Source organism: Streptomyces millisiae (genome assembly GCF_031845425.1).
Classification (GTDB): Bacteria; Actinomycetota; Actinomycetes; order Streptomycetales; family Streptomycetaceae; genus Streptomyces; species Streptomyces millisiae.
This window is the reverse complement of the sequence record NZ_JAVREM010000069.1, coordinates 1-15,973: the sequence shown is the minus strand read 5'-3', so window position 1 is coordinate 15,973 and position 15,973 is coordinate 1. Positions and strand designations below refer to the sequence as shown.

The following is a 15,973-nucleotide window of genomic DNA, read 5'->3' as shown; positions in this document are numbered from 1 at the left end:
GCAGGGTGGACCGCATGGACACGTCTTCCGTCTCCCTCGTCCGACTCCTCCCCGGGATGGCCGGGATGGCGCTGGTCGGCAGCAGCGTCACGGTCTCGGGCACCCTCGTCGACGCCCCGCTGTTCACCACCCAGGCCGTGCGGTACGTGGCCGCGACCGCGATCCTCCTGGTCATCGCGCGGTTCGCCGGTGCCCGGCTGGTGTGGCCACGCGGACGGGAGTGGCTGTGGCTGACCGGCCTCGCGGTGACCGGTCTCGTGCTGTTCAACGTGGCCGTGGTCAGGGGCGTCGCGCACGCCGAGCCCGCGGTGATCGCCGTCGCGGTCGCGTGCGTACCGCTGGTCCTCGGCGTGGTGGGGCCGTTGCTGGAGCGGCGCGGGCCGAGCCGGCAGGTGCTGTTGGCGGCGCCCGTCGTCATGGCGGGCGCGGTACTGGTGGAGGGGACGGGCCGCACCGATGCCGCCGGGGTGGCCTGGGCGGCGCTGGTGCTGGGCTGCGAGGCCGGGTTCACGCTGCTCGCGGTGCCGGTGCTGGGGCGGCACAGCCCGTGGGGGGTGTCCGTGCACGCGACCTGGCTGGGCGGCCTGATGCTGGCCCTGCTCGGCGCGGCGGCGGAAGGTCCCACGGCGGTACGGGAGTTGTCCGCGTCCCAGTGGGCGGCCGCCGGCTACCTGGCGCTGCTGGTCACGGCGGTCGCCTTCGTGCTGTGGTACTCGACGGTGCGTGCCGTGGGGGCCGGGCACGCCGGACTGCTCACCGGCGTCGCGCCGTTGGCCGCGGCGGCGGTCGGCGCGGTCACGGGCTCCGGCATGCCGCGTCCCTCGGTCTGGCTGGGCATCGTCGTGGTGGTCGTCGGCCTGGGCATCGGCCTGCGGCCACGCGGTACGGGCCCTGGGCGGCCGACTGAGGCGGAGGCGGCGCCCACCGGGGCGCGCTCCGGGTGACCGGATGGCGGGCGACGGGCCGGGTGCACGGGGCGGGGCTCCCGCGCCTCGGCTCGGTCAACGCCCGGCCAGCTCGGGGCGAATCACCCGTGGCGGGTGGAATGGGCGCCTGGTGGTCGGTTGCCCGCCCGGTTTCCGATGGCAGAGGTATTGCCCTCGTTCACCGAGTGCCGATTGGGTGCCCGGGTGATTTCCAGACCCACACCCCCCGCCGCGTTGCTGGCGGCCACCCGGCGGCGGTTCCTGACCGTCTCCGGTGCCGCCGCCGCGCTCGCGTTCTCCGGTGCCCTGCCCGGGATCAGTCCGGCCTCGGCCACGTCCGCCCCCCAGCCCGCCGACGACCCGTTCACGCTCGGGGTCGCCTCGGGCGACCCGCTGCCCGACGGGGTCGTCCTGTGGACCCGCCTGGCCCCCGACCCGCTCGCCCCGTTCGGCGGCATGGACCGGCGGACCTACCCGGTGCGGTGGGAGGTGGCCACCGACGAGCGCTTCAGCCGTGTCGTGCGGCGCGGAACGACCCAGGTCGGGCCCGAGTTCAGCCACTCCGCCCACGTCGACGTCCGCGGCCTCGAACCGTGGCGGGAGTACTTCTACCGGTTCCGGTGCGGAGGCTTCATCAGCCCGGTGGGCCGCACGAAGACCGCCCCGTCCCCCGAGCAGCTCGTGCCCCGCCTGACGCTCGCCTTCGCGTCCTGCCAGGCGATATGGGAGGGCTGGTACACGGCCTACCGGGACCTCGCCGCCCGCCGGCACGACGTCGTGCTGTTCCTGGGCGACTACATCTACGAGTTCGGCAACGACCGCGGCATCCGGCCGGGCGACGGCGACGAGCACAACACCCGCCAGGCCGTCACCCTGGACGACTACCGGCAGCGCTACGCCTACTACAAGCTCGACCCCGACCTCCAGGAGGCGCATCACTCCGCCCCGTGGATCGTCGTCCTCGACGACCACGAGGTCGTCGACAACTGGGCGGACCTGAACGCGGGAAGCACCCCGTCGGACCAGTTCCTGGTGCGCAGGGCCAACGCCTTCCGGGCCTACTGGGAGCACATGCCGCTGCGTTCGGCGCAGACCCCGCAGGGCCCCGACATGCAGCTGTACCGCCGGCTCGGCTACGGGCGGCTGGCCGAGTTCTCGATGCTCGACACCCGTCAGTACCGCGACGACCAGGTCAACGGCGACGGGATCAAGCCGCCGAACGACGCGACCGCCGACCCGGCGCGCTCCCTCCTGGGCCTCCCCCAGGAGCGGTGGCTGCTCGACGGACTCACCGCGTCCGACGCCCGCTGGAACGTCCTGGGTCACCAGACGGCCATCACCCTGCTCGACACGGTGTCCGGGCCGAACGTGGCCGTGCCGATGGACACCTGGGACGGGTACAGCGCCTCCCGGGACCGCCTGCTCGGCGGCATCGCGGAACGCGGGATCCAGAACGTCGTCAGCCTCGCCGGCGACCTGCACCGCAGCGTCGTCAGCGACCTCGCGCTCGACTTCCACGACCCGGACTCCCGGGTGGTGGCCACCGAGTTCGTCGGCACGTCGATCACCTCGGGACTCGACGGCGAGGACCTGGACGCCGGAGGGCAGGTGCTGCTCGACGAGAACCCGCACATGAGGTTCGGCAACTTCCAGCGCGGCTACGTCAGTTGCGAGATCACCCCGGAGCTGTGGCGGTCCGACTTCCGCGTCTGCGACCGGGTCACGGTGCCGGACGGCACCGTCAGCAGCCGCGCCGTGCTCGCCGTCGAGAACGGCGTCCCCGCCGTCCAGCAGGCCTGAGGAGCCGCACCGTGAAGAAGACCCTCATCAGCACCGTGGCCGTGATCCTGCTCGGCACCGCCGTGGCCACCGGCGGCCCCTCGGACGAGGCGCGCGCCGCCGCCCCGCGCTCGAACGTCGTCCTCTCGGCGGCGCCCGCGGCCCTGACCGCCAACGAACTCCCCTGCCTGCCCACCACGCTCGCCGTCACCCTGACCAACACCGGCACCGAACCGGTCTTCGCCGACGCGACGATGGCCGCCGAGGAGCCGATCGTGCTCTCCGACACCGTGTTCTCGACCTACCTCCCGGCCACCGACCCCGACCAGCCCGTGAGCCGTTCGGTGGGGGTGCGGGTGCCGCGGGGCACCGAGCCGGGCACCTACGACATCACCGTGGCCAGCGGCCGGCAGCGCGTCGTCGTGCCGCTCACGGTCGAGGCCGTCCCCGAGCCGGGCCCCGGGGCCAACCTGGCCTACGGCCAGCAGGCGACCGCCTCCTCCACGCACGGCAACTTCAGGGTCTGCGGCGCCGTGGACGGCGACAGCGACTACCGCAACTGGTCGACCAGGACCGGGTGGAACGACGGCACCAGGGGGGCGTTCCCCGACTGGCTGGCCGTCACCTGGCCCGAGCCGGTCGAGCTCGGACGGATCGAGACCGTCACCTACGGCACCCCGACGCGGCCCGCCGCGCTCCAGGGCATCAAGGACTTCGACGTCCAGGTGCGGTCCGGCGGCGAGTGGCTGACCGTCGGCTCCTACCGCGACAACACGCTCGACCGCGTCGTCACCACCTTCGATCCGGTGACGACGGACGCGATCAGGGGCGTCGTCCACGCCTCGAACAGCGCCGACTACTCCCGGATCCTGGAACTGGAGGCGTTCGCCCCGCGGTAGGAGGCGCAGCGGGCCCGTCACCATCATTGAACAGAATGCGACATGTACATAACCTTTCTGGCGCGTTCCCCCGCTCGTTCCTGTTCGAGATCGATGAAGGGGCCCACCAGACATGTCGCACTCGCACGCGCACTCCGACAACCGGCCCGTCCGGGCCGTGAGCCGCAGACGTCTCCTGGAGGTGGGGGCCGCCGGGTTCGGCGCGCTCGCGCTCGGCGGGGTCGTCGGCGGTGGCACCGCCCGCGCCGCCGGGCGGGCCGGTTGGGAGCCGCCGGCCAACGGCTACCCGGAGTGGAACAACAACATCGCCGTCTTCGACGTCGGTTCCGAGCCGCCGCACACCACGCTGATGCCCTACGCCGACGTCGAGCAGGCCCTGGCCGGCGACCGGACCAGGTCGCCGTGGCGGCTCGACCTCGACGGGACGTGGAAGTTCGCCTACGCCGACCGCCCGGAGGACCGCGACCCGGAGTTCCACCGGACCGACCTCGACGACAGCTCCTGGGACACCATCCCGGTGCCCTCCTGCTGGCAACTGCACGGCCACGACCGCCCGATCTACGTCAACATCACCTATCCGTGGTGGGGCCCCAACGGCCTGGGGGAGGAGGCCCAGCCGCCGTTCGCCCCGACCCGGTACAACCCGGTCGGCCAGTACCGCCGCACCTTCACCGTCCCGCGGGGGTGGTCGGGGCGGCGGGTGTTCCTGCACTTCGAGGGCGTCAAGTCGGCGTTCTACGTCTGGGTCAACGGCGAGCCGGTGGGCTACCGCGAGGACTCCTTCACCTCGGCCGAGTACGACATCACCTCGCGGCTGCGCGGGGGCACCAACCAGATCGCGGTGGAGGTCTACCGCTACTCCGACGGCGACTGGCTGGAGGACCAGGACATGATCCGGCTGAGCGGCATCTTTCGCTCGGTCCATCTCTTCTCGACGCCCGTCGTCCACCTGCGGGACTTCAAGCTCGACACCCCGCTCAGCGACGACTACACGGCGGCCGAACTGTCCGTCACCGCCTCGGTGCGGGCCTACGCCGAGGACGCCGCCACCGGCCGGTACACCGTGGAGACGCAGCTGTACGACGCCGAAGGCGAGCCCGTGTGGTCGCGGCCGTTGAGCCAGCGCGTTGATGTCGGCTCGCTGCCGGCCGGCGAGGACGTGATCGTGCGGGCCGCCAGGGAGGTGCCGCGGCCGAGGCTGTGGTCCGCGGAGCACCCGTACCTCTACACGGCCGTGCTGCGGCTGCGCGACCCGGCGGGGCGGGTCGTCGAGACCCTGTCGCACCGGGTCGGGCTGCGCGAGTTCGCGCTGAAGGACGGGCTGATGCGTATCAACGGGCGGCCCGTGTCGTTCCGCGGCACCAACCGGCACGAGATGCACCCCGAGCGCGGCATGTCGCTCACCCGCGCCGACATGGTGCGGGACATCGAGGTCATGAAGCGGATGAACATGAACACGGTCCGCACCTCGCACTACCCCGACGACCCCAGGTGGCTCGAACTCACCGACGCCTACGGCCTGTACGTGGTCGACGAGACCAACCTGGAGACGCACGGCATCCGCGACGAGTACCCCGGCGACCACCAGGACTGGACCGCGGCCTGCCTGTTCCGGGCCAGGAACATGGTGCACCGGGACAAGAACCACGCCTCGGCCGTCATCTGGTCGCTGGGCAACGAGGCCGGCGGCGGCTCCACCTTCGTCGCCATGCGCGACTGGATCCGCGGCTACGACCCGACCCGCGTCATCCAGTACGAGGGCGACGACCGGCCCGAGATCAGCGACATCCGCTCGGAGATGTACACCAGGCCGGCCCAGGTCGAGCAGCGCGCGGGGAACACCGAGGACACCCGGCCCTTCGTGCTGATCGAGTACTCCCACTCGATGGGGAACTCGACCGGCAACTTCAAGAAGTACTGGGACATCATCCGCCGCCACGACGTGCTCCAGGGCGGCTGGATCTGGGACTTCGCCGACCAGTCGCTGAGCTGGCCCACCCCCGCCCGCACCGTCTTCACCGAGGCCGGTCCTGCCGGGCTGCGGGGCGAACTGCTCGCGCCGAGCGGCGGCTTCGACCGCGAGACGGGCGTCTTCGGCGGCACCGTCTTCGCGCGCGACGCCGGTCTCGACATCACCGGCTCGCTGACGCTCGAGGCGTGGGTCACCCAGCACGTGACCGGCGGCCACCAGCCCGTCCTCGCCAAGGGCGACACGAGTTACGCCCTGAAGGTGACCGGCCGGTCCCTGGAATTCTTCATCCACTCCGGCGGCCAGTGGGTCACCGCCAGCTGGCCGGTGCCGGCGGACTGGACCGGCACCGAGCACCATGTGGCGGGCGTCTTCGACGCGGCGGCCGGGACGCTGACCCTGCACGTCGACGGCCAGGTGCGGGCCACCACCAGCACGACCCGGCGGCCGGACGTCACCGCCGCCCCGCTCGCGCTCGGCACCGACGCCGACAGCCAGACCCGGGAGTTGAGCGGCACCGTGCGGCGGGCACGCGTCTACGCCCGCGCGCTGACGGCGGCCGAACTCGGCTCCGCCGAGCGCGGTCCCGACGACGACGGCGTGCGGTTCTGGTTCGACGCGGCCACCGTCGACGTCACCCGGATCGATCCCGACCGGCCGACGTTCCTCGCCTACGGCGGCGACTGGGGCGACAACCCCAACGACGGCGCGTTCGTCGCCGACGGCGTCGTCACCGCCGACCGTGGCCACACCGGCAAGGCCGCCGAGGTCAAGCGGGTCTACCAGGCGATCAACGTGACCGCGACGGCCGAGGACGCGGCCGCCGGCCTGATCACCGTGACCAACGAGTACCTCTTCACCAACGTCCGCGAGTTCGACGGAAGGTGGGCGCTGGTCGTCGACGGCGAGGTGGCCCGGCGGGGCCGGCTCAGCCGCTCCCAGCTCGACATCCCGCCCCTGTCGAGCCGGGAGATCACCGTGCCGCTGCGGCTGCCGGCCGACCCGGCGCCGGGCGCCGAGTACTTCCTCGAACTGTCCTTCACCACCCGGGAGCGCACGCCGTGGGCGGACGCCGGATTCGAGGTGGCCAGGCAGCAGCTCCCCGTCGACGCCGGCGCGCCCGCCGTGACGCCGCGCCCGCTGGACTCCGTGCCGGCGCTGCGCCACGAGGACGGCGACACGGCCGTGACGGTCACCGGTGAGGGCTTCTCCGTCACCATCGACAAGGGCACCGGGACCATCACCTCCTACGAGGCCGGCGGCGCCCGACTGGTCGACTCCGGGCCCGTCCCGAACTTCTGGCGGGCGCCCACCGACAACGACCGGGGCAACGGCCAGCACCTCCGCAACCAGACCTGGCGCGACGCCGGCGCCGACCGGACGGTGACCGGCGTGCGGGTGCGGGCGCTGCGGGACCGGGCCGTGCGGATCGCCGTCGAGGGCACCCTGCCCACCACCGTGCCGTCCGCGTACACCACGACCTACACCGTCTTCGGCAACGCCGAGATCCGGATCGACCACACGCTGCGCCCCGGCGCCGCCAGCCTCCCCTACATCCCGGAGGTCGGCACGCTCCTGTTCCTGCCCGGCCGGCTCACCACCCTGCACTACTACGGCCGGGGCCCGGAGGAGAACCAGTGGGACCGCGCCAACGGCACCGACGTCGGCCGGTACGCGTCCACCGTCGCCGAGCAGTGGACCCCCTACATCCGCCCGCAGGAGAACGGCAGCCGGACGGACGTGCGGTGGGCGGCGCTGACGGACGACACCGGCGCGGGGCTGCTCGTCTCCGGCGAGCCGCTGCTGGAGATCAACGCCTCCCACTTCACGCCCGAGGACCTGTCCGTCGGCCGGCGGCACGACTACCAGCTCGACCCCAGGGAGGAGGTCGTGCTGCGGGTGAGCCACCGCCAGATGGGCGTCGGCGGCGACGACAGCTGGGGCGCGCACACGCACGACGAGTTCAAGCTGTTCGCCGACCGGGAGTACGCCTACACCTACCGGCTGCGGCCGCTCGCCGACCTCGGCGAGGCGACGGCGGCCAGCCGCCGCCCGACGGCGCTGGACTGAGCACGCCGAGGGCCCCCGCCCGGGCGGGGGCCCCCGGCCGTCCCGATCCGCGGTCCGTCCCGGGCTGAGGGGCACCCCTGGCGGAATATACCCCTGCGGGGTATGGTTTCCGGTGCTCGGCGAGACCGTCGCCACCGACCCGAGGGGTGATCCCATGCGGCACGAGGCCGACGACGCGCAGGCACACGCGCACCACCCGACCGCCGGGGGCGCGTCGGTCGGGTGGGGCATGGCCGTCAGGGCGACGCTCCACTGCCTCACCGGCTGCGCCATCGGCGAGGTGCTCGGCATGGTCATCGGGACCGCGCTGGGCTGGGGGAACGCGCCGACGATGGTGCTGGCCATCGTGCTGGCCTTCTTCTTCGGCTACTCGCTGACGCTGTACGCCGTCACCAGGGCGGGCGTCGCCCTGTCGGCCGCGATCGGCGTCGCGCTGGCGGCCGACACCCTGTCCATCACGGTCATGGAGCTCGTCGACAACGGCGTCCTCCTGCTGGTGCCCGGCGCGATGGAGGCGCACCTGTCGGACGGCCTGTTCTGGGGCGCGCTCGCCCTGGCCTTCGCGGTGGCCTTCCTGGTGACGACTCCCGTGAACCGGTGGCTGATCGGTCGGGGCAAGGGGCACGCGGTCGTGCACCAGTACCACCACTGAGCGCCCGTCAGTCCGCGTCGGTGGGCGTCTGCTGGCGGGCGGCGGCGGTGCGGGAGCCGACGAGGAGGAGACACAGCACGGCGATGCCGGCGACCGCGCCCGTCACCAGCAGCAGGGGGTCAAGACGTTCCTCGGCGGCGGCCGGCTCCACGGCCACCTCGGTCGGGGAGGCGGGCGTCGGGGAGGCGTCGTGGGCGTGAGCCCCGGACTCGGTGGGTTCGGCCTCGGTTTCGGTGTCGGTGTCGGTCGTGGGGTCCGGCTCGGGCTCTGTCTCGTGTTCCGTCTCGGGCGGGGCGGACGTGGGCGCCGGCTCCGACTCGTGCTCGTCGTGGCCGCCACCGCCGTGGTCCTCCGGTTCCGGCTCGGGGGCCGGAGCCGGTGCCCGGGTGGTCGGATCGGGTGCCGGTTCGACCACGACGCGGGCCGTCATGTCGGGATGGACGGTGCAGTAGTAGTCGTAGGTGCCGGGCGTGGTGAAGGTGTAGCTCCACTGGTCGCCCTGTTCCAGCATGGGGGAGTCCACGGTGACGGGCCCCGCGGTGGTCAGCACGTCGTGCGGGGCGGTGTCCTGGTTGGTCCAGGTCACCGTGTCCCCGACGGAGACGGTCAACGTGGCAGGCCCGTAGGCGTAGCCGGCGATGACCACCTCATGGGTCGCGGCGCGGGCCGGGGTCGGGGCGAGCGGAAGGGCCAGGGCGGCGGCCAGCAGCAGCGTGGCCAGCAGGGCGCGCCCGGCCGCGCGGAGGCGGCGGCCGGGGCGGATCGGGGGAACGGGCAGCGGCTTCGTCATCTCGGTCACCTTGAGCGGGTGGAGCGGGCGGCGGGGGCCGGGCAGGATGGAGGGTGCTGCCGGGCCGGCCGACTGCGACTCGGCCGGCCCGGCACGCACCCTCAGGGGTTGTCGGTGGTCGTCAGCAGTTGTCGATCAGGTAGTCACGGGCCGGCTGGAGCAGGTTCTGCGCCCAGACGGTGTGGAGTTGGACGTAGCCGTCGACGTCGAGCGCCTCCGCGATCTGCTGGCTGAGCGGGGTCTGGAGGTGGGCGCCGTTGACGTGGTCCATGAGGACGGTCAGGGTGTCGTCCAGGACGCCGCCGGCGCCCTCGGCCAGGGGGTCGAGGATGCTCGCGACCCAGGCCGTGTGGGTCTGGACGTACTGGTCGAGGTCCAGGGCGTCCTCCACCTGGCCGCTGAGGGAGCGCTCCAGGTGCGCGGTGTCGAGGTGTTCGAGGATCGGCACCAGCACCTGGTCGATGCTGCGGCAGGCCTCCTCGTCCTCCTCGTTCTCCCCCTCGTCCCCACCGCCGCCGGTGGAGCCGCCGGCCGAACCGCCGGTCGAACCACCGGAGGTGCCGCCCGAGGAGGATCCGCCGGTCGAACCACCGGAGGTGCCGCCGTCGGTGGAGCCGCCGGAGTGGCCCCCGCCGGAGGAGTGGCCGCCACTGTCGCCGCCACTGTCCCCACCGGTGTCGCCGCCCGTGTCGCCGCCGCCCGTGGTTCCGCCGTCGCCTTCGACGACGGTGATGGCCGCGGTCATGTTCGGGTGGATCGAGCAGTAGTACTCGTAGGTGCCGGCCTCGGTGAAGGTGAACGACCAGCTGTCGCCGGTCTCCAGCGTGCCGGACTCCAGGGCCGCGGGCCCCGACGTCGTCACGACGTTGTGCGGCGCGGAGTCGTTGTTCACCCAGGTGACCGTGTCACCCACGCTGACGGTCAGGGCCGCCGGGCCGTAGGCGTAGTCCGCGATCTCCACCACGTGGTCGGCCATGGTGCTCGGCTGCTCGTCGTCGCCGGCGGCGACGGGCGCGGCCGGCTCCGCGGCCGGCTCGGGGTCGGCGGCGGCCACCGGCGCGGCGGCGGGCGCCGGGGCGGCGCCCGAGCCGGTGCTCTGGAGCACGCCCAGGCAGAGCACGGCCGAGAGCGCGGCGCCCAGGCCGGCGATCAGGAGCGTCCGGTTGCCGGTGGGGCGCGGCGGTTCGCGCCGCCGGGTCCCGCCGCCGGCGCGGGGGCTGTCGTTGTCGGTCATGTCGGAACGAACTCCTCTCGGAGGGGGACGCGTCGGCCGAGGGCCGGCCGGCGCGGGAAGGCGGGTCAGCGGCCCGGAGTGGACGTGACCAGCACACTCGTCGCGGCGAGCACGGCGAGCACGAGCGCCGTCTCGGCCGCGACCGAGTAGACGAAGGGCCGGACGGTCGCGGCGTCGCCGCCGAGCCGCACGGCGGTGTCGAGCCGTCGCAGCACCCAGCGGCGGCTGAACAGGGCGGCCAGCAGCACCGCGCCGACCAGCGCGACCTTGGCCACGAGCAGCCGGCCGTAGGAGGTGCCGAGCAGGGCGTCGACGGTGCCCACCACCTGCCAGGCCAGGACGAGGCCGGCGAGCGCGATGACGGCCACCGAGCCGGCCGCGAGGCGGGAGTAGGCGGGCACCACCCGGGCCAGCTCCTCGGGACGGCGGCGCGGCAACACCGCCACCAGCAGCAGCCCGAGGCCGCCGATCCAGAGCGAGACGCCGAGCAGGTGCAGCAGGTCGGCGATCTGACCGAGCGTCGGGTCGGGCCCCTCCGCCGGGTGGCCGTACATCCCGGTGGCCCGCAGCAGCCCGAGGGCGACGGCCGCGGCGCCCACCCGCCAGCCGGGCGACCTGGCGGCGGCCGCACCGCCCTGCAGAACGGTGGCCAGCACGACGGCGGCGAGTATCCACAGCAGGCCGCGGGCGGCGAGCGCCACCCCGGGGTCGGTGTCGAGCACGGCCCGGTAGGCGCCCGGGGTGAACGCGTCGCGGAGGGAGCCGCGGGTGGCGTAGGCGCCCTCCAGCCCCGCGGTCGCGACGGTGCCGGCCAGGCCGGTCAGCCAGGCGCCGACGAGCGCGGCGCGGGCTCGGCGGTCGGTGCCGCCGTCCGGCCAGAGCAGGGCGAGGAACGCCAGCCCGCCCACGAACAGCGCCAGGCCGAGGTAGCCGGTGCCGTGGGCCACGGCGAGCCAGTCGCGCACCGCGGGGTCGGCGGCGGCCGGCCCGCCGTGGGCGACGAGTCCGCCGGTCACCGGGCCGGCTCCGCGGCGTCCTCGGCGGCGGTCAGCAGGTCGTCGGACGGCGGTTCGAGACCGGTGCACAGTGGGGGCGGCTCCGCCGAGGGGGCGGCGGGGGCGACGCCCGTCAGGCCGTCCAGCAGGCCGGTGACGGTGTCGACGACGGTGGTGAGCACCGGGGCCACCAGCCGGACCTCGCCCTCCGGACAGGCGTCCTCGGAGTCCTCGGGGCCTTCGGGGTCCTCGGGGGCCTCGGGCGTCTCCGGGGCGTCGGGTCCTGGCACGACGGGAGACGGGTCGTGTTCCCCGTGCCCGGCGTCGGGCACGGGGGACGGTTGCTGGATGGGCAGGCCGCCACCGCCGCTACCGCCACCGAAGCCGCCGCCCGTTCCGAGGCCGCCTGACCCGCCGTCTTCCGGCTCGGGCCCCGTCTCGGGTTCGGGCTCGGGCTCGGGCTCGGGTTCCGGGTCGGCGGGGGGTTCGGTCGCCGCCGGGGGCGGCGCCGCGGAGCGCGCGCCGTCGTCCCGCGCGGTGAGGCCGATCCCGGAGGCGTATCCGAGGACGATCACCACCGCGCCGACCAGGGCGCCGGCGACGATCTCGTCCCGATGGTCCCGTGGCCAGACGGCCCGGGCGAAGAACGGCATGACACGCCTCCTGACATGGGCTGCTCAATGGGCGGGTCACGAGTCGACCGGAGCGCGAATTCGCGCCAACTACGCGTTGATTAAGCCGGGGTTGCCAGCCACTCCGCTCTCACCGAGGGTGAGCTGTGAGTTCGTCGGGTTCCGTGAAGGCGTGCCCTCGGCGCGAAGGAAAGGCCCGCACTGCGAAGACGCGGTGCGGGGGCGCCGAGGCCCCGCACACCACCGTCGCGCCGTCGCTCAGCCGGCCCAGCGGCCCGACGTGAAGAGGACGGTGATGACGACCATCAGGGGCGCCACCACCACGAAATAGGCCTCGCGCACCCAGGGACGGCGCAGGCTCCAGTGGGCGAGGCCGATCCACAGGGGCCACCACAGGAGGGCGGCGCGGGGGACGGAGAGGTACCAGTAGGAGGTGCCGAGGGCCCAGAGGTTGAGGGCGACGAACACCGCCTCCGGCCAGCGGCGGCGCACCAGCAGCACCACGAGCAGCGCGAGCCCGACGGCCATCGCGATCAGTTCCAGCTGGAAGCCGAGGGCGAAGCCGGTGGTCTGGACGTGGTCGAAGGCGGCCCGCCAGGTGTTCCGGAACGCCTCGACCGGGGTGTGGAACTCCCGGTTCCAGCCGCGTTCCTGGGCGTGTTTCCAGGCCATCCAGTCGCCGGTCCTGACGCGCAGGTACCCGGTGTAGGCGGCGGCCGGGAGCGCCGGGAGGGCGATCCAGGGCAGCGCCCGCAGGCGGCGGGCCCAGGGGTGGCCGCGGTGGGCGAGCAGGAACTCGACCAGGATCGCGGCGGCCAGGAACAGGCCGCTGATCCGGACGGTGGTGGCGGCCGCGGCGAGGAGACCGGCGAGCGGCCAGTTGCGGTTCCTCGCCGCGAGCCAGGCCGGCAGCGCGAACGCGAGGAACAGGGCCTCGGTGTAGCCGGCCGCGAGGAAGACGGCGGTGGGCGAGAGCAGCAGGAAGGCCGCGGCGCGCGGGCCGGCCAGGGCGCCGTCGGCCCGGCCGAGGCCGGCGATCCGGGCCAGGGCCACCACGGCGACCGCGCCGCTGACCAGCGATATCAGCAGGCCGGCCACCGTCCAGTCGCCGAGGACGGCGTGCCCGGCGCGCAGCGCCAGCGGGAAGCCGGGGAAGAACGCCACCCGGTTGTTCTCGCCCGGCTCGACGCCTGCCGTGGCGCCGAAGTAGCCGTGCTCGGCTATGTGCTGGTAGTGGCCCCAGTCCCACTGCTCCCAGCGGGACAGCCACGAGACGGGCCTGGTGGCGTCCCGCGCGGGGACCAGCCAGGTGCTGCAGTAGGTGACGAGCCACAGCCCGAGCCGGGTGAGGAGGTAGAGCCGCAGCACCCGCAGGTCGGTGGGGGTCAGCAGGTCGCGCGGCCGGCGCCGGGGGGCCGGGTCCGCGGCGTGGTGGGGCGGACGTCCCACGCCCTGCCGGGGGATCAGCGTCGTGTTCCTCACGGGGCGTCCGACCCGTCTTCCGCACCGGAGAGGGTGGTGTCGTCCTGGCTCGTGGCGTCCCAGGTCTCCGCTGGCGGTGGCGGGGGCGCGGTCGCGTCGGAGGTCTCCGAGGGCTCGGGCCGGGACGGGGTGGACGCGGGGCGGGGGTCGGCGGGTCCTGACCCGTCGCCGGCGAGGGTGTCGGGCAGCAGCAGGAGACCGAGGACGAGCCCGCAGGCGACCAGGACCGAACCGGCCGCCCTGCGCGCCGCCCGGGCGCGGCGGCGGGCGCGGACCCCGGCCATGAGGCGCTCGCGGTGCCGTGGTTCGAACGGGGTCTGCCCCGGGGCGCTGTGCATCAGGTGTGCCAGCCGCTGTTCGAACTGGTCCCGCCGTTCGGTCTGTTCCGTCTGCCTCGTCTGGTCCATGTCCGCTCCCTCAGCCCACCGGCTCGATGACGTCGGCCAGCAGCCGCCGAAGCCGCGCCACGCCGCGCGCGACGTGTGACCTGGCCGTGCCCACCGGGCACCCGAGGACGCCCGCCACCTGGCCCTCGGACAGGTCCTGGTAGTAGCGCAGCACCACCGCGGCCCGCTGCTTCGGCGGCAACTGGGCGAGCGCGGCCTCCAGCCGCGAGCGCTCACTGACGGTCGCGGACACGTCCCCCGCGGCCGGCGGCTCCGGCAACTGCGCCACGGGGCGCTCGCCCCACCAGCGCCGCCGCGCCGAGCGGGCCGCCGCCCGCGCCATCACCTTGCGCACATAGGCCTCGGGGGCCTCGTCGGCGACCCTCGGCCAGGCGAACCACAGCTTGACCAGGGACTCCTGCACCAGGTCCTCGGCGCGGTGCCGATCGCCTCCGGTGAGCAGCCGGGCGAGGTGCAGCAGCCTCGACCAGCGGGCCGCCACGAACTCGTCGAACTCACCGGCCCGAGCCTGCTCCATCCACGCTGTCCTTGCTCTCGCCGGATGCCTCCGTCACGGGGAAGACCCTGGCACCCGTTCCGCTATGCGCCCAACGGCTGTGACGCTGATCACGGCGCGGCGGTCACGATGAGTTCGCGTGCCACCGGGAGTCGGTACTCCGAGGAACAGGACACTTCGTGTGGGGAGCCACGACATGCCCGAGGACGAGCGAGAGATCAGGACCCTGGTGGAGCGGTGGGCGGCCGCCGTGCACCGGGGCGAGCTGGCCGGCGTGCTCGCCGACCACGCCGACGACATCGTCATGTTCGACGTGCCGCCGCCCTACGAGGGCGTCCGCGGCATCGACGCCTACCGCGCCGTCTGGCCGCCGTTCTTCACCTGGCAGGCGGGCGGCGCCTCGTTCGAGATCGAGTCCCTCGAGGTGACCGCGGGCGACGACGTCGCCTTCGCGCACGCCCTGCTGCGCTGCGGCACCCCTGAGGAACTGGCCGAGCGCCCGGAGAACCGGCTGCGCCTCACCCTCGGCCTCCGCAAGGAGGACGGCCGCTGGGTCGTCGCGCACGAGCACCATTCCTTCCCCTACGCCCCGGAGGCCGAGCGGGAGGCCGCCGAGCGGCGGATCCGGGCGATCCACCGGGGCTGGTTCGAGGACACCGCGGCGAAGGACCTGGACGGGCTGATGGCCCACATCGCCGACGACGTCGTCTCCTACGAGCACGACGCCCCGCTGGAGCACGTCGGCGTCGACCGCGTCCGGGAGGTCTGCCGGAGCGGGCTCGCGGCGTCGTCCGGGCCGGTCGGCTGGGAGGTCCCCGGGATGCGGGTGCTGGTCGACGGGGACCTCGCGGTCGCCTGGGGCCTCAACCGGATGACGGCCGAGGCGGAGGACGGCACGACGGCCGAGAGCTGGTCCCGCGGCACCCGCGTCTTCCAACGGCGGGACGGCGACTGGGTGGCGGTCCACCAGCACCTGTCGTACCCCTACGACCCGGAGACCGGAGAGGCGAAGACCGACCTGACCCCGTAGGCCCTGTCCGGCCAGTCAGCCGCGCTCGGCCCGCCCCAGCCGCTCGGTCGGCCCGCCAAAGGCGAGGAACAGGGTGCGGTGGGCGAGCAGCCACTCGCCGTCCCGCCGCTGGAACGCGTCCTCGTAGTGCCCGACCTGGGTGGGCGGCCGGGGCGGCAGCAGGCCGCCGGTGTGGCCGTCGACGCGGTAGGTCGTCAGGTAGGAGGTCGCCGTCGCGGTCGTCGGGGAGGTGAGCGTGACCAGGATGTTGGTGCACAGCCGGCGGGAGAGCCGGTCGGCGGGCCGGCCGCCGAAGTAGCGGCGCAGCGCCTCGCGCCCCTCGACGCGGCGGTCCCCGGCCGGCCACTCCCAGACGCCGTCCGGGGTGAACAGCTCGGCGACCGTCTCCGGTCGGCCGAGGTCGAGCCGGTGGACGAGCTCGACGATCAGACGTTCGCAGGCCCGTTCGGCGATGAGACGATCCGTCGGGGTGAGGGATTCCAGGTCCATTCCCCAGTCCTAGCAGCGACGGGCCGGGCGCCGACATCGCTTTTTCGAGCCACGACGCCGCGTCGTCGCGCGGCAGAGCCGCGTGGCCGGCGGCGGAGCCGCGGCTGCGCACCGCGCGGAGCG

Annotated in this window: 14 protein-coding genes and 1 pseudogene; 7 read left to right on the top strand and 8 right to left on the bottom strand. The window is 73.9% G+C overall.

Going from position 1 to position 15,973, the window contains the following annotated elements; genetic code table 11:
- Positions 1 to 14: 14 nt before the first annotated feature.
- The 5 genes from RNC47_RS30540 to RNC47_RS30520 all read left to right on the top strand — a co-directional run bounded on the left by RNC47_RS30540 (position 15) and on the right by RNC47_RS30520 (position 8,295).
- A complete protein-coding gene (locus RNC47_RS30540; RefSeq protein ID WP_311603388.1) occupies positions 15 to 944 on the top strand; it encodes a DMT family transporter in 930 nt (309 codons plus the stop codon).
- A gap of 186 nt (positions 945 to 1,130) precedes the next feature.
- On the top strand, positions 1,131 to 2,726 hold the full coding sequence (locus tag RNC47_RS30535) for an alkaline phosphatase D family protein (protein WP_311603386.1): 1,596 nt from the start codon (positions 1,131 to 1,133) through the stop codon (positions 2,724 to 2,726).
- Positions 2,727 to 2,737: 11 nt separating this feature from the next.
- The gene (locus tag RNC47_RS30530) at positions 2,738 to 3,604 is read left to right on the top strand and encodes a COG1361 family protein (protein ID WP_311603385.1); all 867 of its coding nucleotides are present in this window, start codon (positions 2,738 to 2,740) and stop codon (positions 3,602 to 3,604) included.
- A gap of 112 nt (positions 3,605 to 3,716) precedes the next feature.
- Positions 3,717 to 7,643, top strand: a complete 3,927-nt coding sequence (locus tag RNC47_RS30525) for a glycoside hydrolase family 2 TIM barrel-domain containing protein (protein WP_311603383.1) — start codon at positions 3,717 to 3,719, stop codon at positions 7,641 to 7,643.
- 154 nt (positions 7,644 to 7,797) lie between these two features.
- A complete protein-coding gene (locus RNC47_RS30520; RefSeq protein WP_311603382.1) occupies positions 7,798 to 8,295 on the top strand; it encodes a DUF4396 domain-containing protein in 498 nt (165 codons plus the stop codon).
- Positions 8,296 to 8,302: 7 nt separating this feature from the next.
- On the opposite strand, the gene RNC47_RS30515 is transcribed toward RNC47_RS30520, so the two are convergent.
- From RNC47_RS30515 to RNC47_RS30485, 7 genes are all read right to left on the bottom strand, one after another.
- Positions 8,303 to 9,085 carry a cupredoxin domain-containing protein gene (locus RNC47_RS30515; protein WP_311603381.1) on the bottom strand — a complete coding sequence of 261 codons (783 nt, stop codon included), beginning with the start codon at positions 9,083 to 9,085 and terminating at the stop codon, positions 8,303 to 8,305.
- A 121-nt stretch (positions 9,086 to 9,206) separates the two neighbouring features.
- Entirely contained in the window at positions 9,207 to 10,319 is a 1,113-nt protein-coding gene (locus RNC47_RS30510; RefSeq protein ID WP_311603380.1) for a cupredoxin domain-containing protein, read from the bottom strand.
- 65 nt (positions 10,320 to 10,384) lie between these two features.
- Positions 10,385 to 11,335 carry a copper resistance D family protein gene (locus RNC47_RS30505; RefSeq protein ID WP_311603379.1) on the bottom strand — a complete coding sequence of 317 codons (951 nt, stop codon included), beginning with the start codon at positions 11,333 to 11,335 and terminating at the stop codon, positions 10,385 to 10,387.
- Complete coding sequence (locus RNC47_RS30500; protein ID WP_311603377.1) at positions 11,332 to 11,967, bottom strand: hypothetical protein; 636 nt, start codon at positions 11,965 to 11,967, stop codon at positions 11,332 to 11,334. The genes RNC47_RS30505 and RNC47_RS30500 overlap by 4 nt, the downstream gene beginning before the upstream one ends.
- Positions 11,968 to 12,204: 237 nt before the next feature.
- Positions 12,205 to 13,428 carry a mannosyltransferase family protein gene (locus RNC47_RS30495; protein ID WP_394814915.1) on the bottom strand — a complete coding sequence of 408 codons (1,224 nt, stop codon included), beginning with the start codon at positions 13,426 to 13,428 and terminating at the stop codon, positions 12,205 to 12,207.
- Positions 13,425 to 13,835, bottom strand: a complete 411-nt coding sequence (locus tag RNC47_RS30490; protein ID WP_311603375.1) for a cellulase — start codon at positions 13,833 to 13,835, stop codon at positions 13,425 to 13,427. Before RNC47_RS30490 ends, RNC47_RS30495 begins: the two co-directional genes overlap by 4 nt.
- Positions 13,836 to 13,845: 10 nt before the next feature.
- Complete coding sequence (locus tag RNC47_RS30485; RefSeq protein ID WP_311603373.1) at positions 13,846 to 14,352, bottom strand: SigE family RNA polymerase sigma factor; 507 nt, start codon at positions 14,350 to 14,352, stop codon at positions 13,846 to 13,848.
- A 175-nt stretch (positions 14,353 to 14,527) separates the two neighbouring features.
- On the opposite strand from RNC47_RS30485, the pseudogene RNC47_RS30480 reads away from it, so the two are divergent.
- Together RNC47_RS30480 and RNC47_RS30475 are read left to right on the top strand one after the other, a co-directional pair.
- Positions 14,528 to 14,914, top strand: a pseudogene (locus tag RNC47_RS30480) (YybH family protein); the annotation flags it as partial.
- Between the two features lie 39 nt (positions 14,915 to 14,953).
- Positions 14,954 to 15,361, top strand: coding sequence for a YybH family protein (locus RNC47_RS30475; RefSeq protein WP_394814916.1), 408 nt, complete (start codon positions 14,954 to 14,956; stop codon positions 15,359 to 15,361).
- Positions 15,362 to 15,376: 15 nt separating this feature from the next.
- Here RNC47_RS30475 and RNC47_RS30470 read toward each other — a convergent pair whose 3' ends face one another.
- Positions 15,377 to 15,850 (bottom strand): nuclear transport factor 2 family protein, encoded by a 474-nt coding sequence (locus RNC47_RS30470; RefSeq protein ID WP_311603371.1) that lies wholly within the window; start codon positions 15,848 to 15,850, stop codon positions 15,377 to 15,379.
- Positions 15,851 to 15,973: the final 123 nt, after the last annotated feature.